The sequence below is a fragment of the Stenotrophomonas sp. STEN056 genome (assembly GCF_056759635.1).
In genome coordinates, this window is sequence record NZ_JBRRDL010000006.1 from 128,959 (window position 1) to 149,009 (window position 20,051).

General features: G+C 65.4%; 19 protein-coding genes, 1 tRNA gene and 1 pseudogene. 9 read left to right on the forward strand and 12 right to left on the reverse strand.

What is annotated here, in order from left to right:
- Positions 1 to 33 precede the first annotated feature (33 nt).
- From ACVOLO_RS05770 to ACVOLO_RS05795, 6 genes are all read right to left on the reverse strand, one after another.
- Positions 34 to 642, reverse strand: coding sequence for a 50S ribosomal protein L25/general stress protein Ctc (locus ACVOLO_RS05770; protein WP_481569310.1), 609 nt, complete (start codon positions 640 to 642; stop codon positions 34 to 36).
- A gap of 105 nt (positions 643 to 747) precedes the next feature.
- Entirely contained in the window at positions 748 to 1,707 is a 960-nt protein-coding gene (locus ACVOLO_RS05775; protein ID WP_449465937.1) for a ribose-phosphate diphosphokinase, read from the reverse strand.
- A 110-nt stretch (positions 1,708 to 1,817) separates the two neighbouring features.
- Positions 1,818 to 1,894: transfer RNA gene (locus tag ACVOLO_RS05780), tRNA-Gln, on the reverse strand.
- A 3-nt stretch (positions 1,895 to 1,897) separates the two neighbouring features.
- On the reverse strand, positions 1,898 to 2,773 hold the full coding sequence (gene ispE / locus ACVOLO_RS05785) for a 4-(cytidine 5'-diphospho)-2-C-methyl-D-erythritol kinase (RefSeq protein ID WP_481569311.1): 876 nt from the start codon (positions 2,771 to 2,773) through the stop codon (positions 1,898 to 1,900).
- On the reverse strand, positions 2,760 to 3,428 hold the full coding sequence (gene lolB, locus ACVOLO_RS05790; RefSeq protein ID WP_481569312.1) for a lipoprotein insertase outer membrane protein LolB: 669 nt from the start codon (positions 3,426 to 3,428) through the stop codon (positions 2,760 to 2,762). The genes ispE and lolB overlap by 14 nt, the downstream gene beginning before the upstream one ends.
- A complete protein-coding gene (locus ACVOLO_RS05795) occupies positions 3,425 to 5,110 on the reverse strand; it encodes a tetratricopeptide repeat protein (RefSeq protein WP_481569313.1) in 1,686 nt (561 codons plus the stop codon). Before ACVOLO_RS05795 ends, lolB begins: the two co-directional genes overlap by 4 nt.
- A 67-nt stretch (positions 5,111 to 5,177) precedes the next feature.
- Between ACVOLO_RS05795 and hemA the strand changes: the two genes are divergently transcribed.
- The 4 genes from hemA (at position 5,178) to ppk2 (ending at position 10,910) form a co-directional block, all read left to right on the forward strand.
- On the forward strand, positions 5,178 to 6,461 hold the full coding sequence (gene hemA, locus ACVOLO_RS05800; protein WP_481569314.1) for a glutamyl-tRNA reductase: 1,284 nt from the start codon (positions 5,178 to 5,180) through the stop codon (positions 6,459 to 6,461).
- Complete coding sequence (prfA, locus tag ACVOLO_RS05805; RefSeq protein WP_481569315.1) at positions 6,439 to 7,524, forward strand: peptide chain release factor 1; 1,086 nt, start codon at positions 6,439 to 6,441, stop codon at positions 7,522 to 7,524. The genes hemA and prfA overlap by 23 nt, the downstream gene beginning before the upstream one ends.
- A gap of 837 nt (positions 7,525 to 8,361) precedes the next feature.
- Positions 8,362 to 10,074, forward strand: a complete 1,713-nt coding sequence (locus tag ACVOLO_RS05810) for an O-linked N-acetylglucosamine transferase, SPINDLY family protein (protein WP_481569316.1) — start codon at positions 8,362 to 8,364, stop codon at positions 10,072 to 10,074.
- 44 nt (positions 10,075 to 10,118) lie between these two features.
- Entirely contained in the window at positions 10,119 to 10,910 is a 792-nt protein-coding gene (gene ppk2 / locus ACVOLO_RS05815) for a polyphosphate kinase 2 (RefSeq protein ID WP_481569317.1), read from the forward strand.
- A 127-nt stretch (positions 10,911 to 11,037) separates the two neighbouring features.
- Here the strand turns inward: ppk2 and ACVOLO_RS05820 are convergent, their stop codons facing one another.
- Together ACVOLO_RS05820 and ACVOLO_RS05825 are read right to left on the reverse strand one after the other, a co-directional pair.
- A complete protein-coding gene (locus ACVOLO_RS05820) occupies positions 11,038 to 11,616 on the reverse strand; it encodes a TlpA family protein disulfide reductase (RefSeq protein WP_481569318.1) in 579 nt (192 codons plus the stop codon).
- On the reverse strand, positions 11,613 to 12,887 hold the full coding sequence (locus tag ACVOLO_RS05825) for a YihY family inner membrane protein (RefSeq protein WP_481569319.1): 1,275 nt from the start codon (positions 12,885 to 12,887) through the stop codon (positions 11,613 to 11,615). The genes ACVOLO_RS05820 and ACVOLO_RS05825 overlap by 4 nt, the downstream gene beginning before the upstream one ends.
- Positions 12,888 to 12,964: 77 nt before the next feature.
- Between ACVOLO_RS05825 and wrbA the strand changes: the two genes are divergently transcribed.
- The 4 genes from wrbA (at position 12,965) to ybaK (ending at position 15,032) form a co-directional block, all read left to right on the forward strand.
- Entirely contained in the window at positions 12,965 to 13,558 is a 594-nt protein-coding gene (gene wrbA, locus ACVOLO_RS05830) for an NAD(P)H:quinone oxidoreductase (RefSeq protein WP_481569320.1), read from the forward strand.
- The gene (locus tag ACVOLO_RS05835; RefSeq protein WP_481569321.1) at positions 13,555 to 13,905 is read left to right on the forward strand and encodes a DUF2069 domain-containing protein; all 351 of its coding nucleotides are present in this window, start codon (positions 13,555 to 13,557) and stop codon (positions 13,903 to 13,905) included. Before wrbA ends, ACVOLO_RS05835 begins: the two co-directional genes overlap by 4 nt.
- 164 nt (positions 13,906 to 14,069) lie before the next feature.
- Positions 14,070 to 14,555, forward strand: a complete 486-nt coding sequence (locus ACVOLO_RS05840; protein ID WP_481569347.1) for an asparaginase domain-containing protein — start codon at positions 14,070 to 14,072, stop codon at positions 14,553 to 14,555.
- Positions 14,556 to 15,032 (forward strand): Cys-tRNA(Pro) deacylase, encoded by a 477-nt coding sequence (gene ybaK / locus ACVOLO_RS05845; protein WP_481569322.1) that lies wholly within the window; start codon positions 14,556 to 14,558, stop codon positions 15,030 to 15,032.
- A gap of 111 nt (positions 15,033 to 15,143) precedes the next feature.
- Here the strand turns inward: ybaK and ACVOLO_RS05850 are convergent, their stop codons facing one another.
- From ACVOLO_RS05850 to sufT, 4 genes and pseudogenes are all read right to left on the reverse strand, one after another.
- Positions 15,144 to 15,530: a proprotein convertase P-domain-containing protein gene (locus ACVOLO_RS05850; protein ID WP_481569348.1), complete on the reverse strand. Its 387-nt coding sequence runs from the start codon at positions 15,528 to 15,530 to the stop codon at positions 15,144 to 15,146.
- Positions 15,510 to 17,243, reverse strand: a pseudogene (locus ACVOLO_RS05855) (S8 family peptidase); the annotation flags it as partial. The pseudogene ACVOLO_RS05855 and the gene ACVOLO_RS05850, both read right to left, overlap by 21 nt.
- Positions 17,244 to 17,567: 324 nt before the next feature.
- Positions 17,568 to 18,668 (reverse strand): branched-chain amino acid aminotransferase, encoded by a 1,101-nt coding sequence (locus tag ACVOLO_RS05860; protein WP_481569323.1) that lies wholly within the window; start codon positions 18,666 to 18,668, stop codon positions 17,568 to 17,570.
- 127 nt (positions 18,669 to 18,795) lie between these two features.
- Positions 18,796 to 19,347 (reverse strand): putative Fe-S cluster assembly protein SufT, encoded by a 552-nt coding sequence (sufT, locus tag ACVOLO_RS05865; protein WP_481569324.1) that lies wholly within the window; start codon positions 19,345 to 19,347, stop codon positions 18,796 to 18,798.
- Positions 19,348 to 19,455: 108 nt separating this feature from the next.
- On the opposite strand from sufT, the gene ACVOLO_RS05870 reads away from it, so the two are divergent.
- The gene (locus ACVOLO_RS05870) at positions 19,456 to 19,878 is read left to right on the forward strand and encodes a hypothetical protein (protein ID WP_481569325.1); all 423 of its coding nucleotides are present in this window, start codon (positions 19,456 to 19,458) and stop codon (positions 19,876 to 19,878) included.
- Positions 19,879 to 20,051: the final 173 nt, after the last annotated feature.

Consider the following 20,051-nt stretch of genomic DNA (forward strand, 5'->3'; position numbering starts at 1 on the left):
TGCCCGCCCCGGAGGGCGGGCACAACATGCCGATTACTCGGCGGCTGCTTCGTCTTCTTCAGCAGCGCCGATCTTGGCGATGACCACGGCATCGTCGTGGCTCTTGCCCAGCTTCAGCGCCGGAATTTCAACACCAGCCGGCAGCTTCAGGCCCGACAGGTAGATGATGTCGCCAGCCTTCAGCTCGCCCAGGTCGACTTCGATCGACTGCGGCAGATCCTTCGGCAAGCAGGCGATGGCCACTTCCTTCAGTTCGTGGGTGACCAGCACGTCGGCAGCCTTGCCAGCCGGCGAGGTGTCTTCGTTGATGAAGGTCAGCGGCACCGAAGCGTGCAGCACTTCGTTTTCGTTCACGCGCTGGAAGTCCAGGTGCATGACCAGCTGCTTGTACGGGTGACGCTGCATGTCACGCAGCAGCACCTTGTGGATGGTGCCGTCGAGGTTCAGGTCGATGATCGAGGAGTAGAACCAGTCGTTGAACTGGGCCAGCCAGATCTCGTTGTGGTTGAACTGGACCTTCACCGGCTCCTTATCACCGCCGTAAACGATACCCGGGACGACGCCTTCATGACGCAGGCGGCGGCTCGCACCCTGACCTTGCACGTCACGACGGGCGACTTTGATTTCGTGGGACTTTGCCATTGTTGACTACTCTAGGTTGTTGCACCGCCTCGCGGCGCTGCGTAAAGACTCTTCCGCGACCAGAAGAGCCCGTTGTGATCCCCGGCAAGCCGGGGACCGGATGCATCAATCCACGTACATCGAGCTGACCGACTCACCGAAGGCGATGCGGCGCATCGTCTCGGCCAGCATTTCGGCCACGCTGATCTGGCGGATCTTGGGACAGACGCGCGCCACTTCGGAAAGCGGAATCGTGTCGGTCACCACCAGCTCGTCGAGCTGGGAGTTGTTCAAGTTGTCCACCGCCGGGCCCGAGAGCACGGCGTGGGTGCAGTACGCAGCAACTTTGAGTGCACCGCGCGCCTTGAGGGCAGCAGCGGCAGCACACAGGGTGCCGGCGGTGTCGACGATGTCATCGACCATCACGCAGGTCTTGCCTTCAACGTCGCCGATGATGTTCATCACCGTAGCGACGTTGGCACGCGGGCGGCGCTTGTCGATGATGGCCAGGTCGGCATCATCCAGGCGCTTTGCCACGGCGCGGGCGCGTACCACGCCGCCAACGTCCGGGCTGACCACGATCAGGTTGTCGGTGCCGTAGGCGCGCCAGATGTCGGCCAGCAGCAGCGGCGAGGCGTACACATTGTCCACGGGGATGTCGAAGAACCCCTGGATCTGGTCGGCGTGCAGATCGACCGTGAGGATCTGGTCGGTATTCACTGCCGAGAACATCTTGGCGGCAACCTTTGCCGTGATCGGCACGCGCGAGGAACGCATGCGGCGGTCCTGGCGGGCATAACCGAAGTACGGCACCACCGCGGTGACGGAAGCGGCGCTCGCGCGCTTGAGCGCGTCGATGATCACCAGCAGTTCCATCAGGTTTTCAGCACTCGGGGCGCCCGTGGACTGGACCACGAACACATCCTGCTTGCGCACGTTTTCCTGGATCTCGACCTGCACTTCACCGTCGGAGAACTTGGAAACCAGCGCCTTGCCCGGCCTCACCCCCAGCTCCTTGCAGATGCTCTGCGCAAGGTGTTTGTTGGCGTTGCCGGAAAAGACCAGCAGGTTCGGGGAATCTTGCATGACAGCTCTCTCGGGCGGGGGCGAGTAGCGGAAGGATCGGGATTACGACAGTGGTGGCACGTATTGCGGTTCGCGCATGTCCATTGCGCTTACAACCTCCAGGAAAGGAGTGGCAGGGGCGGTAGGATTCGAACCTACGAATGCCAGGATCAAAACCTGGTGCCTTGGGCCTCTTGGCGACGCCCCTGCATCAAACAATTCCCGTCGTATCCAGTGCATCAAGCAGTGGCGAGCGATCAACGCCCGCGGCCACCCATGCCCGCAGTTCCTTCGGCAATTTCGCCAGGGCCTGCTCTGCAGCAGCGCGCGTGGTGAATTCGACGAAACAACCGCTTCCCGACCCCGTGAGCCGTGCCCGGCCGATACCTGACAGGGCCTGGAACACGGCCTCGATGGCTGGTTCCCGACGCCGCAGTACCGGCTCGAACGCATTTCCGAGGACGGTCCCGGAAGCGAAGTCCGCTATTTTCACGGGCGCGGCATCCCGCGTCAAATGCGGGGAGCGAAAAAGTTCAGCCGTGGGCACATGAACACCCGGATCCACCAGCACATACCACGCTTGTGGCAGGTCAATGGCCTGCAGCTTTTCGCCCACGCCTTCGGCCCAGGCACTGCGCCCGCGCGCAAAAACCGGCACATCGGCACCCAGTTGCAGGCCGATGGCGGCCAGCGCGTCCTCGCCCAGGCCGGTGCCCCACAGCGCGTTCAGCGCCACCAGCACGGTGGCGGCATCGGACGAGCCGCCACCGAAACCGCCGCCTGCCGGAATCTTTTTCTCGACCCGGATATCGGCACCTTGAGAACAATTGGCGGCAATTTGCAAGGCAATCGCAGCGCGAACAACAAGGTCGTCCGCCTCGGCGACGCCCGGCACCGACGGCCCATCGCGACGTATCAGGCCGTCTTCACGCACACGCAGGCCGATGCGGTCGCCCCAGTCCAGCAGGCGAAAGACGGTCTGCAGCTCGTGATAGCCATCCGGCCGCCGGCCGGTGATATGCAGGAACAGGTTCAGCTTTGCCGGCGCAGGCCAGTACGACCAGCCCGCCATTTCAACCACCGTCATTGCTGCCCGCGCCCCATTCATCAACAATCAACCGCACCTTGGCATCGCCATTGACTGCCTCGATGCGACGCGGCAATGACGGGCGACCGGCTTCGGCCGGGTACCAATCCAGGTAATCAACCTGCCAACCCTGCTGACGCAGTACGCGCGGGCGGCCTTCGGCATCAAAACCCTGGTGATCAGGCACGCCTGCCACCTGTGCGGGCAGCCCGCGCACCCAGTCGGGCAATTGCACGACAGGGATTTCCCAGCCGGTAGCCTGCAACAACACTTGGCCAGCATCGTCGCCGCCGCGCGGGCCACCCTCCAACCCTTCCAGACGCGCCTGCTGGCCCGCGCCGCCGGTCAGTTGCCAACTCTGCCGGGTGACCGGCGCCGAGAGACTGATCCGGTAGCTCTGATCCTGCTGTTGCCAGTCAATGCGACCATTGCCGCCCTTGTTGCCCTTGCTGATGGCGACCCGGCCCTGGAACGCCCACTCCGGCTGCGCACGCAATGCCGCCTGGCGCGCCTGCTCGGCGGCCTGCGCTTGTGCGGAAACCTGCTCCACTTCTGCCGCCACCGGCGCCTTCTGCCGGGTGGAAACCGAGGTACACGCGCCCAGCGCACCTGCCACCAACACCACCAGCGGCACCCGCCACATCACTATCTTCATGCGCCAAATTTCTCGATCGCACGCTGCAGCGCGCGGTTGTCCGGGTCCAGCTTGCGGGCCTCCTCGAAGAAACGCCGCGCTTCTTCCTTCTGGCCCAGTACCCACAGCACTTCACCGACATGCGCGGCGATTTCTGGGTCCTTGTTCAAGCCCCAGGCGCGACGCAGATGTACCAGTGCTTCTTCGTTGCGACCCAGCCGATAGAGCACCCAGCCATAGCTGTCGACGATGGCCGCGTTGTCCGGCTCGGCCACGCGCGCGCGGTCGATCAGTTCCAGCGCTTCCTGATAACGCTGGGTGCGATCGGCCAGCGTGTAACCCAGTGCGTTGAGCGCGGCCACGTTTTCCGGCTCGGCCACGAGGATCTTGCGCAGGTCAGCCTCGGCGCGCGGCACGTCATCGTTGCGCTCCCAGGCCAGTGCGCGGGCATACAACAAGGCCCCATCGTCCGGGTAGGCCGCCAGCCCGCGGGTCAGCACCGCCATTTCCGCCTCGGTATTGTCATCGCGCTGCTGCAGCTCGGCCTCCAGCAGGTAGGCATCACGGCGCAGGTCGTCGTCCACCGCGGCATCGGCCTGGATGGCGTGCACTTCGGTGCTGGCCTGTGCCTTTTCGCCCATCAGGTGCAGCGCATTGACCGCACGCAGCTGCGCCTCCCCGCGTTGCGGGCCGCCCGGCACACCGTGGTACCAGTCCACGGCTTCCTGATAGCGCTTGAGGTACTCGGCAATCTTGCCCAGCAGCAGGCGCTGGTCCGGATCCGGCTTGCTGGCCTTGGCCGAGATGTCCTGGTACAGCGCCAGCAGGGCGGTGTCGTCCTTCTGCTTGGCCAGCAGCGAGGCACGCATGCCCCAGGTCTGCAGATTCTGCTCACCGACGGCCAGCACGCGCTCGGCCGCCTTCGACTCCCCGAACACGTCGTAGGTGATGGCCAGCGCATTGCGCAGTTCTTCGTCCTGCGCCGCCTTGGGCTCAACGTTCTTCAGCAACGCCAGCGCCTCGTCCTTCTTGCCGGCCTGGTTGAGCTGGCTGGCATGCAGCAGGGCCACGCGCGGTTCGTCCGGGAAGCGCCTGACCACTTCACCGACCATGCGCCGCGCCAGCTCCGGGCGCTCCATGCGCAGCGCCAGCCGGCCGAATTCCTGCCAGGCTTCCAGGTCTTCGGGAATGGCATTGGCGTCGACCAGCTCACCCAGCACCTGCGCCGGCACCGCCGGATCACGCCCGCCGGTGGCCAGCGCCAGCAGCGCGTAGCGCCAGGCGCGGGGCTCGGAGGAACGCAGCACCGCCAGCAACTCCTGGCGGGCCAGACGGGTGTCGCCCTTGCGCATGCCCAGCGAGGCGCGGGTTGCGCGGACCGCCACGGCATTTGGATCCCGCTGTGCCCACAGCGCAAGCGCCCGGCTGGCGCCGGCATCGTCGCCGGCCAGCATGGCAATGCGGGTGGCGCGCTCGGCCAGCCCCACATCGCCCTCGGCCTCCTGCGCGGCCTGCAGATACCAGCGCGCCGAATCGGCCAACTTGCCGGCCTGCAGCGAGAATTCCCCGGCCAGTACCGGGGTCATGGGGCCTGCCGCTTCAGCCGCCGAGGGCGCCGGGGCGGCCCGAACAGGGGCGGCCAGCACCGGGAAAACCGGCAGGGAACACAACAGAACGGTGCATATGCGATGGAATACGGGCATCTGGCGCGACCGGGCCGTAAAATGGCGGCCTTCAACAGCCAGCAGCTTATCGCAAGCAACTGAACAGATGACCCTGTGGGTGCTCGGACTGAATCACCAGACTGCGCCAGTAGAACTGCGCGAACGTGCTGCCTTTGGCGGTGACGCTCTGCCGCGCGCGATGGATTCGTTGCGACAGGCGCCACAACTGGCCGAAGCGGTCCTGCTGTCCACCTGCAACCGCACCGAGCTGTATGCCGTGGCCGAGGACAGCCAGGCCCTGGCCCACTGGCTGGAACACCACGCCGGCAGCCTGCAGGGCTATCTGTACCAGCACAGCGAGGGCGAAGCCGTGCGCCACCTGTTCCGCGTGGCCACCGGGCTGGACTCTATGGTGCTGGGCGAGCCGCAGATCCTGGGCCAGGTGAAGGATGCCTGGGCGCGCGCGCATGACAGCGGCGTCATCGGCCAGCAGTTGGACCGCCTGTTCCAGCAGACCTTCTCGGTGGCCAAGCGCGCGCGCACCGATACCCGCGTGGGCGCCAACCCGGTCTCGGTGGCCTCCACCGCGGTGCGGCTGGCGCAGGACTCGTTCGCCCGCATGGATGAATCCACCGTGTTGCTGGTCGGCGCCGGTGAAACCATCGAGCTGGCGGCCAAGCACCTGAGCGAAGCGCGGGTGAAGCGCTTGCTGATTGCCAACCGCACCCTGGCCCATGCGCAGGACCTGGCCAGCCGGCACGGTGGCGTGGCCCTGCCCCTGAGCGAGCTGGAACGGCACCTGGGCGAAGCCGACGTGGTGTTCTCGGCGACGGCGGCGCGCGAGCCGGTGATCCTGGAAAGCCACGTCGCCACTGCCCTGCGTTCGCGCAAGCACAAGCCGATGCTGCTGTTCGACCTGGCCGTGCCGCGTGACATTGAAGCCGGCGTGGGCAAGCTGGCCGACGCCTACCTGTACAGCGTTGACGACATGGAGCGGGCCGTGGAAGAAAACCGCCGCAGCCGCCGCGAAGCCGCCGCCGAGGCCGAGGCCATCATCGACCTGCAGGTCGGCCGTTACCTGGAAAACCTGCGCGCTGCACAACTGCAGGCGCCGATCCGCCAGCTGCGGGCCTTTGGTGAAGCCTCGCGCGCGGAGTTGCTGGCCAAGGCGCGGCAACAGCTGGCCCACGGCAAGGACGCGGACGAGGTGCTTGAGCAATTGGCGCACGGCCTGACCAACCGCCTGCTGCACCCGCCGACGGCCGCCCTGCGCCAGGCCGCGCTCGAAGGCGATACTGACCTGACCCGCGCCGCCGAGCGCCTGTTCCCGGCAACCCCCGGGTATCAACACCCTGTAGTGAGGACCGATGACGCCGACCCTGCGCCGTAAGTTGCTGGCCCTGGCCGAGCGCCGCGAAGAACTGGAACGCCTGCTTTCCGACCCGGCCGTCGTCGCCGACAACGAACGCTTCCGCAATTTCTCCCGCGAGTTCTCGCAACTGGAGCCGCTGGCCAACGCGCTGGCGGCCGAAGCGCATGCCAAGGCGGACCTGGTCTCGGCTGAAGCAATGCGCGCCGACCCGGAACTGCGTGAACTGGCCGAAGAGGAAATCGCCGCCGCCCAGATCCGTCTGCAGGCCCTGGACGAAGAACTGGCGCTGCTGCTGGTGCCGCGCGACCCGCGCGACGAAGGCAACCTGTTCCTGGAAGTCCGCGCCGGCACCGGCGGCGACGAAGCGGCAATCTTCGCTGGCGATCTGTTCCGCATGTACGCACGTTATGCCGAGCGCCAGGGTTGGAAGGTCGAGATCGAATCGGACAACCCCGGCGAACACGGCGGTTACAAGGAAGTGGTGGCGCGCGTGGTCGGCCGCGGCGCGTATTCGCGGCTAAAATTCGAGTCCGGCACCCACCGCGTGCAGCGCGTGCCCGCCACCGAATCGCAGGGCCGCATCCATACCTCGGCAGCGACCGTGGCGATCATTCCCGAAGCCGATGATGTGGAAGACATCGCCATCAACCCGGCTGATTTGAAGGTGGATACCTTCCGCTCCTCCGGTGCCGGCGGTCAGCATGTCAACAAGACCGAGTCAGCGATCCGCATTACCCACGTCCCCAGCGGCGTGGTGGTCGAATGCCAGACCGAGCGCAGCCAGCACGCCAACCGCGACAAGGCGATGAAGCGACTGAAGGCACAGCTGCTGGATGCCGAACGCAGCAAGCAGGCGGCAGCGCAGGCAGAATCGCGGCGCTTGCAGGTGGGCAGTGGTGATCGCAGCCAACGCATCCGCACCTACAACTTCCCGCAGGGGCGCATCACCGATCACCGCGTGGAAGGGCTGACCCTGTACGACCTGCCCAACATCATCGAAGGCGAACTGGATGCGCTGGTGAGTCGTTTGCAGCATGAGCACCAGGTGGATGAGTTGGCGAGGTTGGCCGAAGGCAGCTGAGCCTACACCCGCTCCCTTGCGCACAAGGGATGCTTTAGCCGCTGCTTTGGCTTTGGCTTTGGCTTTGGCTTTGGCTTTGGCTTTTGACTTACCGGGTTCCCTTCCGCAGCGACGGAGCCGACGGACAAGACCCCGCAGGGGCGACGTGCATGGATGCACGTCGTTTTTCGACGAGACACGGATGTCTCGTCGAAAAATCCCGGCGGCGCAGTGGCCCCATGTCGCGCAGCGGCGTGGGCGCGAAGGCAGGGTGTGCTTTCTTTGGGCCACGTTTCTTTGCACAAGCAAAGAAAGGTGTGCTCGCACCCCGAAGGGGGCGAAAGCTCTTGTCTTCTGCGTTCGCTGTTGGCTTTTGAAGCAAAGATCAGATCAAAGGCTTTCACTCCCCTGCGGGGCGCGAGTTACTTTTCTTTGCTTGTGCAAAGAAAAGCTAACCAAAAGAAAGCACACCCTGCCTCCGCGCCTTCCGCGCTGTGCGCTCCAGGTCCACTCCGCTAACGGGATTTTTCGACGAGACATCCGTGTCTCGTCGAAAAATCCCGCACATCCATGTGCGGCGCCCCATTCGGGGTCTTGTCCGTCAGCTCCGTCGCTACAGAAGGGAACCCGGTAAGTCAAAAGCCAAAGCGACAGCACAGCAACGGCAACGGCAACGGCAACAACCAAAATCAAAATCGAAACCAGAGCAGCAGCCCCCGCTGCTCGAAAGGGAGCCAGCATCAGCTGCAGCGCGTTGTCTGCAGTCCTTTACCCCTACCCTGCAAATGAGCAGGCACAAGCAAAAGCCGCACCGGCAAGGCAAAATCACCTCGATTGCACCCACCGCAGCCTGATTCAATGCCCAACGCCCCCAGCGAACGCGAACAACTTCGCAATGCCGTCATTCGACAACCCGCCGACTTCATCGCCTGGGTGATGTTGGCCGATGCCGAACTCGGTGCCGGCGACATCGCCGCCGGGGAAGCGGCTGCACTACGCGCCCTGCGCCTGCGCCCGGACCATCCCGAAGCCCTGGCCCGGCTGGGCCGTGCACGCTGGATGCAGAACCAGCATCAACAGGCCGCCGAGCTGCTGCAACGCGCCTGCCAACTGGCACCGCAGCATCCGGGCATGGCGTTATGGCTGGGCCATGTGCTGGAAGATGCCAACCAACCCGAAGCCGCTGCCGACGCTTACCGTCGCGCGCACCAGCTGGCACCGGACGAGCCCTACATGGCCGCGCAACGGCTCAACTGGCAACGCCGCCTGTGCGACTGGCGCGAGCTGGATGCACTGTCACGACAGGTTCGCGCGGCCGTCGCCCAGGGCAACCCTGCGGTGGAACCGTTCGCCTTCCTCAGCGAAGACGCCAGTGCGGCCGAGCAACTGGCCTGTGCGCGGCAGCGCGCGCAGGTGCTGGCCCAGTCGATCCCACGCCTGCCCGGCACTGCCGTGCGGCAGCGGGGCACATTGCGTGTGGGCTTTCTTTCCAATGGATTCGGCGCCCATCCCACCGGCCTGCTGACCGTGGCGTTGTTTGAACAACTGCGCGCGCATCCGCAGTTGCAGCTGCACCTGTTCGCCTTGAACCGCGATGACGGCAGCAGCATCCGCCAGCGCCTGCACGCGGCCGCGCACATGCTGCACGATGTCTCGGCGCAGCCGCATGCCGCCATCGCCGGCCGCATTCGTGAAGCTGGCATCGACATGCTGTTCGACCTGCGCGGCTGGGGCGGCGGCGGCACGCCGGAAGTGCTGGCGATGCGGCCGGCGCCGGTGCAGATCAACTGGCTGGCCTACCCCGGTACGTCCGGTGCACCGTGGCTGGATTACGTGCTGGCCGACGGCTTCGTGCTGCCGCCACCACTGGAGCCAGCGTTCAGCGAAAAGGTGCTGCGCCTGCCGCGTGCCTTCCAGCCCTCGGACAACACACGCGTTGTTGAGCAGGCACCCTCGCGGCGTGACTGTGGTTTGCCCGAACACGGCGTGGTGTTCTGCTGCTTCAACAACAGCTACAAGCTCAACCCGCGCAGCGTCGGGCGTTTGCTGGATGTGCTCCGGGGCGTTCCCGGCAGCGTGCTATGGCTGCTGTCCGGGCCCGGCAAGGCCGATGAGCGGCTGCGTGAGGTGGCCGCTCGGAACGGTGTTGATCCTTCGCGGCTGGTGTTCATGCGCAAGCTGCCGCACCCGCAGTACCTGGCGCGCTATCGCCATGCCGACCTGTTCCTGGACACGCATCCGTACAACGCACACACCACCGCCTCCGATGCACTGTGGGCGGGCTGCCCGGTGCTGACCGCCCCCGGCGACACCTTCGCCGCGCGCGTGGCTGGCAGCCTCAATCATCATCTGGGGCAGGACGAAATGAACGTGGCCGATGATCACGCCTTTGTTGCAACAGCCATCGCCCTGGGCAACGACCCGGCCGCGCTGAAGGCCTTGCGTCAGCGGCTGGCCGATGCCCGCAGCCGCGCCGGGCTGTTCGACATGGCAGGCTTTGCAGCGGACTTGGCTGCACTGCTGCAGCAACTGGCCGGTGAACACGGCTGGCAAGGCACTGACGCCGGCTGACACCACACTGCGCTAGGCTCGGCGCTTCCACACCGGGAGTAACCATGGCCAAGCTCAAACGCAAGGAATACGAACAGCTGCTCGAACCCATGCAGCTGGAACTGGCCAACATGGCGCGCTGGGCCCAGCATTGCGGGCAGCGCGTACTGGTCCTGTTCGAGGGGCGCGACACCGCCGGCAAGGGCGGCGTCATCCAGGATGTGGCAAAGCACCTCAACCCGCGCCAATGCCGCGTGGTCGCGCTGCCCAAGCCCACCGAGCGCGAAAGCACGCAGTGGTATTTCCAACGGCATATTGCCCACCTGCCGGCCGCTGGCGAAATCGTGCTGATGGACCGCAGCTGGTACAACCGCGCCGGCGTGGAAAAAGTGATGGGCTATTGCACCGATGCGCAGTACCAGGCCTTCCTGGCGCAGGCGCCGGTGTTCGAGAAGCTGCTGGTGGACGACGGCATCCTGTTGTTCAAGTACTGGCTGTGCGTGGACCAGGAGCAACAGGAAAAACGTTTCGCCGAGCGCCGCGAGGATCCACTCAAAGGCTGGAAACTGTCGCCGGTGGACCTGAAATCACGCCAGGCCTACCAGGCCTACGGCGATGCCCGCGAGGCGATGCTGCAGGCCACCCACACCGATCATGCGCCATGGACACTGGTGGATTTCAACGACCAGAAACGCGGCCGATTGACCTTGATCCGCAACCTGCTCGACCGGCTGCCCGACACCCACGTCGAAGAACCACTGGTGGAACTGCCACCGCTGAAAGGCAAGCCGAAGAAAGAGAAGTACGGCGTGGTGAAGCCGTTGCCGTCGCTGTCCGAGGATGCGGCGGACGTTTGAACACCGAAGCTCTTGAGCCATGGAGCGCCCTCACCCCAACCCCTCTCCCGTAAACGGGAGAGGGGCTTCAGTTCTTTTTCGTATCAAACATCCCGCATTTCCGCGTTCTGCAATCTTTGCAATCCACTTACGCGGCCTTGCCGCCGGCAGCGGCAATCGCCTGCTCGATGTCATGTGCGTTGACCGGCCCCAGGAACTGCTTGGCAACCTTGCCGTCCGGCGCGATCAGGTAGGTCATCGGCAGGCCGCGCGGGGTGGCGAAGTCCCGGGGCGGGTTGTAGGTGTCGATGATGGCGATGGGATAGGCCACCGGATGCTCCTTCAGGAAGGCCTGCATCTCATCCAGCTCGATGTCCTCGTAGGCCAGCCCCACCACTTCCACGTTGCCGCGCATGGCATGCAGGGCCGACAACTCCGGCATTTCCTGCAGGCACGGTGCACACCAGGTGGCCCAGAAGTTGACCACCACCCACTGCCCTCGATGGCTGGCCAGGTCATAGGCCTTGCCGTCCACGGTCTGTACCTGCAGCTGCGGTACTTCAGCGGTCTGCTGCACGACGCCGGGTTGTACTTCTGGTGCTGGTGCCGGAGCCGCCGCTTCCGGCGGGGCCGTCGGCTGTTGTGCCGGGGCCGCAGCCTGTTGGTCGGGCTTGCAGCCAGTCAGCACCAGGGCCAGCAGTGCTACAGGGAGGAGCTTGGGGTTCATCGGGAATCTCCGGTGCTTGCGTAGATATCGTCCACGCGGCGCTTGAGCAGTTCGCGCAATGGCATGCGCAGTTCATCCAGGGCACGGCAGACCGCCCGGCCCAGCGCGTCATCGCGGAAAGGCAGGTATTCCTCGGCCACGGGAATGCGCAACTGCGCGCTTTCGTACAGTTCGTGCAGGCTGATGCGGTCCAGGTCACGCGCAAGCAGCCACTGGCCCTGTTCGTCACGGCGCAACAGGTTGATGCTTTCCATCTGTTCCAGCAGTTGCTGCAGCAGGGAGTCGGTAAGCATGGGTTCCAGCGCCAGTATCTGCTCTTCGTCCAGGCCCCAGCCCTGCTCCCTGGCCTCGCGGAAGCGGCCGAGCAGGCGCAACAGACCGTACAACTCCCCGCCCTGCGGCAGCCGCAATGCCACCGGCTGGTAGCGGAATGCCGCACTGGACGAGGCCAGCGAGGCGCCCATCAGCACTGACACCCAGCCCAGGTAGATCCACAGCAACAGGATCGGCACGAAGGCCACCGTGCCGTAGAGCTTCTGATAGGACTGGAAGCTGCCCAGGTACAGGCCCATGCCCCACTTCACCGATTCGAGCATCAGCACCGCCAGCATCGCGCCGGGAATGGCATGGCGCCATTTCACGGTGTGGTGCGGCACCACGCGGTAGATCAGCATCACGCAGGCAAATTCGATCAACACCGGCGCCAGGCGCAGGCCCATGTCCGCCAGCCAGCGGCCTTCGGAGGTACCGAACAACGGCAGCGACAGCACCTTGGCCGAGACCGCCAGCGACGCGGCGGCCAGCAGCGCGCCCAGCGTCAGCACCGTCCAGTAGACCAGGAAGCGGGTGAGCTTGGGCCGCCCCGAGGCGACCCGCCAGATGCGGTTGAAGGTCTGCTCGACGCTGTTGAGGGTGATCAGCAGCGACACCACCAGGGCGATGAAGCCTGCGGCGGTCAGCTGCCCGGCACTGGCCGAGAACTGCCGCAGGTAGCCCTCGGCTGCACGCGCGGCCGACGGCACGAAGTTGGAGAACACGTAGTCACTCAGCGCCTCGCTCCAGCGGTCGAACATGGGGAACGCCGAGAGCACGCCAAACACCACGATGGCCAACGGCACCAAGGCAAACACCGTGGTATAGGCCAGTGATCCGGCCGCCTGGAACAGGCGGTCATCCAGAAAACGGCTCCACAGGAAGCGCGCGAAGCTGATGTTCCGCGCCCGGTCGCGCACGCGTTCCATCCATAGATTGAGTGAGTCCAGTGGTTCCATGCGGCAAGGGTACCCGATGCAAAGCGCCGCCCGCATCGCCGATACTGCCGGCTCCTGCGTGATGATTGGATGGTGTGATGGCGGAAATCCTGGTGCTGTATTACAGCCGTGGCGGCTCGGTGGCGCGGCTGGCCCGGCAGATCGCCCGTGGCATTGGCGAGGTGCCCGGCATGAGCGCGCGCCTGCGCACGGTGCCGCCGGTGGCTGCCGTCACCCAGACCAGCGCGCCGCCGGTTCCCGACGATGGCGCCCCGTATGTGGAGATCAGCGACCTGGCCGAATGCGACGGCATCCTGCTCGGCAGCCCCACCCGCTTCGGCAACATGGCCGCGCCGGTCAAACACTTCCTGGATGACCTGGGCGCCGAATGGGTGAACGGCACGCTGGCCGGCAAACCGGCCGCCGTGTTCACCTCCACCGCTTCGATGCACGGCGGCCAGGAATCGACCCTGCTGTCGATGCAGATTCCGCTGCTGCACCACGGCTGTTTGATAGTCGGCATCCCGTTCACCGAGCCGGCGCTCAGCCACACCACCACCGGCGGCACGCCTTACGGCGCCAGCCATGTGGCCGGCGCCCAGGACGACCCGCACCCCAGCGACGACGAAGCCCACCTGGCCCGCGTGCTGGGCCGCCGCGTGGCTGACATCGCCAGGCGACTGGCGCAATGAGTTCGCGCGGGCGCGATCTGCTGCTCGGCCTGGCCCTGCTGTTGCTGGCGGCACTGTTTGCCTGGTGGTTCCGCGCCGACCGTCACCTGGCGGCGGTGCTGCTGGTGTTTGTCGCCCCGCCGCTGTTGCTGCTGGCCGGCGTGCTGGCACAGCGCGCGGTCGCCCGCTTCTGGGCCGGGGTGCTGGCGCTGTTCTGGTTCAGCCACGGCGTGATGAGTGTCTGGGCGCACCGCGACATGGCGCTGTATGCCTGGGCCGAGATCGTGCTGTCGCTGCTGATCGTGGCACTGGTCAGCGTGCCGGGAATGCGCGCCCGGTTTGCACGCAAAAAGGCAGGGCAAGGCTGAAGCCGGGCCCGGGGAAGCCGGGTACAGCCGAGCCATGCTCGGCTGGAGCTTTCCCGATGATGCCCAGCCGAACATGGCCCGGCACCACCCGGCCTTCCGGCTTTATCATGCGCAGCATCGCGGCACGGCGCCGCACGCAGTCACCGCAAGGATTTACCGCAATGATGGAAGAACTCCTGGTCGTCACCACCGGCGGCACGATCGACAAGATCTACTTCGACGACAAATCCGATTACCAGATCGGCGACCCGCAGATCGGCATGATCCTGCGCGAGCTCGGCGTCACCTTCCGTTTCAACGTGATCCCGATCCTGCGCAAGGATTCGCTGCACATCACCGACGACGACCGTGAGCTGATCCGCGCCACCATCGCTGCCCAGCCCACCCGCCATGTGCTGGTGACCCACGGCACCGATTCGATGGTCGCCACCGGCAAGGTGCTGCAGACCATCGCCGACAAGACCATCGTGATGACCGGCGCCCTCAGCCCCGCGCGTTTCCGCGGCTCGGATGCGGAGTTCAACATCGGCTGCGCGATCGGTGCGGTGCAATCGCTGCCGCCGGGTGTCTTCATTGCCATGAACGGCCGCATCTGGGACCCGACCAAGGTGCGCAAGAACGTGGACGCAAACCGCTTCGAGGCCGTCTGAGTGGCCAAGGGCACACGGGCCAATGCCGCGCTGGACAAGGCTGGAATCGCCCACGGGCTGCATGCCTATGACTATTCCGCCGATGTCGACAGCAAGGGCCTGGCCGCCGCGCAGGCGTTGGGCATCGCGCCAGCGCGGATGTTCAAGACGCTGATGGCATGGGTGGACAAGCAGCCGGTGATCGCGGTGATCCCCAGCGACCAGCGCCTGTCACTGAAGAAGCTCGCCGCCAGCTGCGGCGGCAAGCATGCGCAGATGATGGACGTCGCCGAGGCCGAGCGACGCAGCGGCTACAAGGTGGGCGGCATCAGTCCGTTCGCGCAGCAGCGCCCGGCCAGCGTGTTGTTTGCCGATGACGTGCAGCAGCACGAAACGGTGTACATCAACGCCGGCCAGCGCGGCCTGCTGCTGGATATCGCCCCGGCCGATGCACTGCGCTTCCTGCAGGCGCGCTGCGCCGACATCCTCGAACGCTGACACACACCGCCATCCCGCCCGTTTCAACAGAAAAGGCCCCGGCTGATGCCGGGGCCTTTGTGCATCTCGGCGATGGGCCGTATCAAGCAGCGCCACTGCCGTCTGACAACATCAGAACGTAACCGACCAGCCGTTGATGCGGCCGGTATCACCACTGGCCCGGTCACTGACGCGCAACTTCCAGGTGCCGTTGAGTGCCTCGCTGGACAGGTTCACGGTGAAGGTCTGCTTGATGTTGTCCGCGCTGCCCCCCGCGTAATTGCTCAGCACGTACACGCTGCCATCCGGCGCGACCAGATCCACCTTCAGGTCACCCTTCCAGGTGTGGCTGATATCCACCGCCACCGGCGTGGCCGCTGCTGCATTGCCACTGCGGCCGGAGACGGCAATGGCGCTTTCGACCGTGGCGTTGTCCACGATGTTCACCGCCGTGGCATTGCTGTAGGTCTGCGGGCCACCCGTGCCGCCGCCACTGCCCCAGCTGGCCTGCAGGCTCACCCCGGAAAACGCCGAGTAGGCCGACAGCATCACGTGGTACGTCCCCGCCACCGGCGTGGCGAAGCTGCAGCTCTCCGCGTTGCCGCTCTTGTAAGGGCGGCAATCGTAGGTGGAGAGGGTCGGCTGGCTGCCGGCACGCACATACAGATCAACGTCACCGCTCCCACCGGAACTGGCGATGACCAGGTTGGTCGCGCCGGCAGGCACCTGCACGGTGAAGAACTGCGTGCTGCCGGTCGCACCGGACAGCCCGGTCACCGGCACGCCATTGCTCAGCTCTCCACCCGGGCCCGGCGGCGTGCCGCCGTTGACCGCATCAACGACAGCCTTGGCATTGAGGATGCCCGGGCCGATGGTCTGCGAAGGCGTGGACGGAAACGCAGTCACATTGCCCTTGATCAACGCCTCGACCTGCGCAGGTGTCTTCGGTGTCGTGGCCTGCGCCTGGATCAGCGCCACGACAGCGGCCACATGCGGCGTCGCCATCGAGGTGCCGTTGTAGGCCGCGTAGCTCTCCGCACCCGGCGTGGTGGTGCCGGTATTGAGCGTGGACAGGATGTTGGAGCCTGGCGCGGCAATGTCGATCAACGCACCGTAGTTGGAAAAGCTCGAACGTGCGCCGGTACTGGTGGTGGAAGCCACCGCGATCACGTTGCTGCAGTTGGCCGGCGAAGCATTGGACACGTTGACGTTGTCATTGCCCGCAGCGATGACCAGCGTGGTGCCACGGCTGACCGCCCCGTTGATCGCACTCTGCGTGGTCGCGCCGCAGGCACCGGCACCGCCCAGGCTGAGGTTGATCACTTCCGCCGGATTGGCATTGGCAGGCACCCCCGACACCGTACCGCCGGACGCCCAGACAATGGCATCGGCGATATCCGAGTCGTAACCACCGCAGGTGCCCAGCACACGCACCGGCACGATCTTGGCGCCATAGGCCACGCCCGCCACGCCCTTGGCATTGTTGGTCACCGCGGCGATGGTGCCGGCCACATGTGTGCCATGCCAGCTCGAGTTCTGCGCGGCATGCGTGCCACCACATTGGTTGGCCCGCACCCAGTCACCCGGGTCGCTCGGGTCATTGTCACGGCCGTTGCCATCGTTGGAGACCGTCGTGTCGGCGATGAAGTCGTAACCCGGCAGCAGGTTGGCATTGAGATCAGAGTGGTTGGTGATGCCGGTATCCAGCACCGCCACCACCGAGCCGGCCCCGTTGGTCACATCCCAGGCCTGGTTGGCCTTGATGCCGTACGTCCCTGAATACCCCCATTGCTCGCTGTAGCGGGTGTCGTTGGGGGTCAGGCGGATGGTGTTGAGGCGGTCCACCTCCACGTATTCGACATTGGGATCGGCGGCGAGCTTGCGCATCAGCGTTTCAGCCTCGACACGATCCAGCGGGACATCCACACCGACCACGTCCGAGCCCACGGCAAGGCGCCGCAGGTGCTGCATGCCAACGGCCTTGCCCGCGCGCGCGGGCAACACCCGCGATGCCGTGGACAGGCTTTGTTTCAGCGCGTTCCCACCGGCCAACTGCCGGCTGTCCTGACGGTACTTGATGATGAAGCGCTGGTGCGTGGGCGCGGTTTCCAGACCGGCCAGATGCACCTGGCCCGCAAATGCGGGCGTACACAGGAGCAATGAAGACAGCGAAGCAGTGCCAACTACAAGCACGAACCTACGGCCAAGCCTATGGTGCGATTTGCGTGACATTGATGAGCCCTTCTGCAAGAGAATTGCCGCATTGCGCGGCATTGGGTTCCACCCGGACTACTTCAAAGCTTCCATCGGTACGACGCGTATTGCCCGGGCAGAACCACCCGGACCAGTCCCCTGTCACCGATCCGCCGCTGGAGATTAAATGCCAGGTGAACCCCTGCCAAGAGGGTTACAGCAGAAACTGTCACTCATGCCAAATTCCCATAAGTGACTGTTCCAAAAGGAATATGTGACAACAATCACGGATTGTTACATATGAAAAAACCCACCCGGGCGGTCGCCCGGATGGGTTTGGAGGCCTTTACAGCGGCGCCGGACTCAGCCGTCCAGGCGCACCAGCCAACCGTGACGGTCCGGCTGGCGACCGTACTGGATGTCGGTCAGTTCCTTGCGCAGTGACATGGTCACCTCACCGGCCGGCGCACTCAGGTCGCCCACCGAGAAGCCTTCACCCTTGAGCTGGCCGATCGGGGTGATGACCGCAGCGGTGCCACAGGCGAACACTTCGGTGATCTCGCCCGACGCCACGCCCTGCTTCCACTCCTCAATGGTGACCTTGCGCTCTTCCACATTCATGCCGCGGTCGCGGGCCAGTTGCAGGATCGATTCGCGGGTGATGCCTTCCAGGATGCTGCCCGACAGTTCCGGGGTGACCAGGGTATTGGTCTTGCCGTACACCAGGAACACGTTCATGCCGCCCAGTTCTTCCAGGTACTTGCCCTCGACCGGGTCCAGGAACAACACCTGCGAGCAACCCTGTGCCTGCGCCTGCTGCTGCGGCAGCAGCGAAGCGGCGTAGTTGCCACCGCACTTGGCCGCGCCGGTGCCACCCTTGGCCGCACGCGCGTAGTCGGTGGACAGCCAGATGGCGACCGGCGCAACGCCCTTGGCGAAGTACGGGCCGGCCGGGCTGGCGATCACGTAGTAACTGGCCTTCTGCGCACCGCGCACGCCCAAGAACGCCTCGTCGCCGATCATGAACGGGCGGAAGTACAGGCTGGCCTCGTCGGCATCGGACACCCAGTCCTTGTCCAGCGCAACCAGCTGCTTGAGCGACTCGACAAAGATGTCAGCCGGCAGTTCCGGCAGCACCAGGCGGCGCGCCGAGCGCTGCAGACGTGCAGCATTGGCTTCCGGGCGGAAGGTCCACACCGAGCCATCGGCGTGGCGGTAGGCCTTGATGCCCTCGAAGATTTCCTGGCCGTAATGCAGCACCGCGGCGGCCGGGTCCAGTGCGATGGGGCCATACGGCGTTACCGCCGCATCGTGCCAGCCGGTGTCCTTGTCCCAGCGTACGGCCACCATGTGGTCGGTGAAGTGCAGGCCGAAGCCCGGCTTCTCCAGGATCTTGGCACGCTCCTGCGCGCTGCGCGGGTTGGCCGAACGGGTGACAGCAAAGCTCAGAGAAGACTGGGACACCGGATGATTCCTTCCAGATTGCGGGATGGGACACAACGCCGGCGCGGGGGGCACCGGCTCCAACGCGTCCGGCCGGCGGCAGCTGCGGTACGGGAAATGCCGGTACCGCAGGCCCGCTGGCCAGCCGTTACAGCATGCCAGTTTCCAGACGGGCCGCCTCGGACATCATGTGACGCCCCCACGGCGGGTCGAACACCAGCTCGACGTCGGCCTGCGCCACCGTCGGGATCATTTCCAGCTTGCTGCGCACATCGTCGACCAGAATCTCGCCCATGCCGCAGCCGGGCGCGGTCAGGGTCATCTTGACGTCAACCTCGCGCTGGCCATCGTCCAGGTGCTTGATGTCCACTTCGTAGATCAACCCCAGGTCAACGATGTTGAACGGGATTTCCGGGTCGAAGCAGGTCCGCAGCTGCTGCCAGACCAGTTTTTCAACATCCTCGTCGGCGGCGCCGTCGGGCAGCTCCAGCCCCGGCGGCGGCTCCTTGCCAATGGCATCGCCGTCCTTGCCGGCGATACGGAACAGGTTGCCTTCGACAAACACGGTATAGCTGCCGCCCAGTGCCTGGGTGATATAGCCATAGCTGCCGGCGGGCAGGGTCACGCTATCGCCCTGCGGCACCATGACGGCCGGGCAATCACGCTCGAAATGGACGGGTTCACTGCTGCGCGAATACATGTGGATCGATATGGGGACGCGGGGGCTGCCCGCAAGGTGCGCCATTTTATCCGACTGGGCGCCCACCCCGCTGAAGGGCTATGCTGCGTGACCTGTTTGGGAATACCCATGTCCTTGGTTTCTTCGTCGGCACGCTCCGCCCATCACTGGCTTTGGCCACTGCTTTTGTTGCTGGGAAGCATCACCATCACCGTCGCGTGGCTGCTTGCCGCGCTCGCCACCGGCACCCAGGCCGGCTGGATGGCAGTGCTGGCCGCGCTGGAAGCCGCATGGATGCTGCGTCTTGGCACATTCCGCCCCGGCATGGCACGGGTGGCGCTCGCCATGGCGGCCACGCTGCTGATCGCCGTTGCCGCCAACTGGGCAATCGCCGCTGCATACATCGGCGGGCCGATGGGGCTCACTCCGTGGGAATCAGCGTTTCGCATGGGGCCACATCTGGCCTGGACGCTGTTGTCCCTGGCCAACGGCCTGGCCGAGGGCATCTGGCTGGTGATCGCCCTGCTGGTGGCCTGGCGCGCAGCGCGCTGAAGCAACATCCCGGCCGGGGCAAACCCGCCAGCGCCTCCGGGTTACGCCGGAACCTACCCCGTAAGGCGTTCACAAGCGCCGGAACCCGAGGCTTTGCCGGGCGGTACCCGCCCACCTGTTCCGGAGTGGAGCAACCTGCGCCGTGCCCTGCACCTGCGCCGCGCCAATGGCGC

What these genes read in the sequence shown, in the direction of transcription:
- ACVOLO_RS05770 (WP_481569310.1), bottom strand. Translation starts at nt 642, where the DNA reads ATGGCAAAGTCCCACGAAATCAAAGTCGCCCGTCGTGACGTGCAAGGT.
- ACVOLO_RS05775 (WP_449465937.1), bottom strand. Translation starts at nt 1,707, where the DNA reads ATGCAAGATTCCCCGAACCTGCTGGTCTTTTCCGGCAACGCCAACAAA.
- ispE (WP_481569311.1), bottom strand. Translation starts at nt 2,773, where the DNA reads ATGACGGTGGTTGAAATGGCGGGCTGGTCGTACTGGCCTGCGCCGGCA.
- lolB (WP_481569312.1), bottom strand. Translation starts at nt 3,428, where the DNA reads ATGAAGATAGTGATGTGGCGGGTGCCGCTGGTGGTGTTGGTGGCAGGT.
- ACVOLO_RS05795 (WP_481569313.1), bottom strand. Translation starts at nt 5,110, where the DNA reads ATGCCCGTATTCCATCGCATATGCACCGTTCTGTTGTGTTCCCTGCCG.
- hemA (WP_481569314.1), top strand. Translation starts at nt 5,178, where the DNA reads ATGACCCTGTGGGTGCTCGGACTGAATCACCAGACTGCGCCAGTAGAA.
- prfA (WP_481569315.1), top strand. Translation starts at nt 6,439, where the DNA reads ATGACGCCGACCCTGCGCCGTAAGTTGCTGGCCCTGGCCGAGCGCCGC.
- ACVOLO_RS05810 (WP_481569316.1), top strand. Translation starts at nt 8,362, where the DNA reads ATGCCCAACGCCCCCAGCGAACGCGAACAACTTCGCAATGCCGTCATT.
- ppk2 (WP_481569317.1), top strand. Translation starts at nt 10,119, where the DNA reads ATGGCCAAGCTCAAACGCAAGGAATACGAACAGCTGCTCGAACCCATG.
- ACVOLO_RS05820 (WP_481569318.1), bottom strand. Translation starts at nt 11,616, where the DNA reads ATGAACCCCAAGCTCCTCCCTGTAGCACTGCTGGCCCTGGTGCTGACT.
- ACVOLO_RS05825 (WP_481569319.1), bottom strand. Translation starts at nt 12,887, where the DNA reads ATGGAACCACTGGACTCACTCAATCTATGGATGGAACGCGTGCGCGAC.
- wrbA (WP_481569320.1), top strand. Translation starts at nt 12,965, where the DNA reads ATGGCGGAAATCCTGGTGCTGTATTACAGCCGTGGCGGCTCGGTGGCG.
- ACVOLO_RS05835 (WP_481569321.1), top strand. Translation starts at nt 13,555, where the DNA reads ATGAGTTCGCGCGGGCGCGATCTGCTGCTCGGCCTGGCCCTGCTGTTG.
- ACVOLO_RS05840 (WP_481569347.1), top strand. Translation starts at nt 14,070, where the DNA reads ATGGAAGAACTCCTGGTCGTCACCACCGGCGGCACGATCGACAAGATC.
- sufT (WP_481569324.1), bottom strand. Translation starts at nt 19,347, where the DNA reads ATGTATTCGCGCAGCAGTGAACCCGTCCATTTCGAGCGTGATTGCCCG.
- ACVOLO_RS05870 (WP_481569325.1), top strand. Translation starts at nt 19,456, where the DNA reads ATGTCCTTGGTTTCTTCGTCGGCACGCTCCGCCCATCACTGGCTTTGG.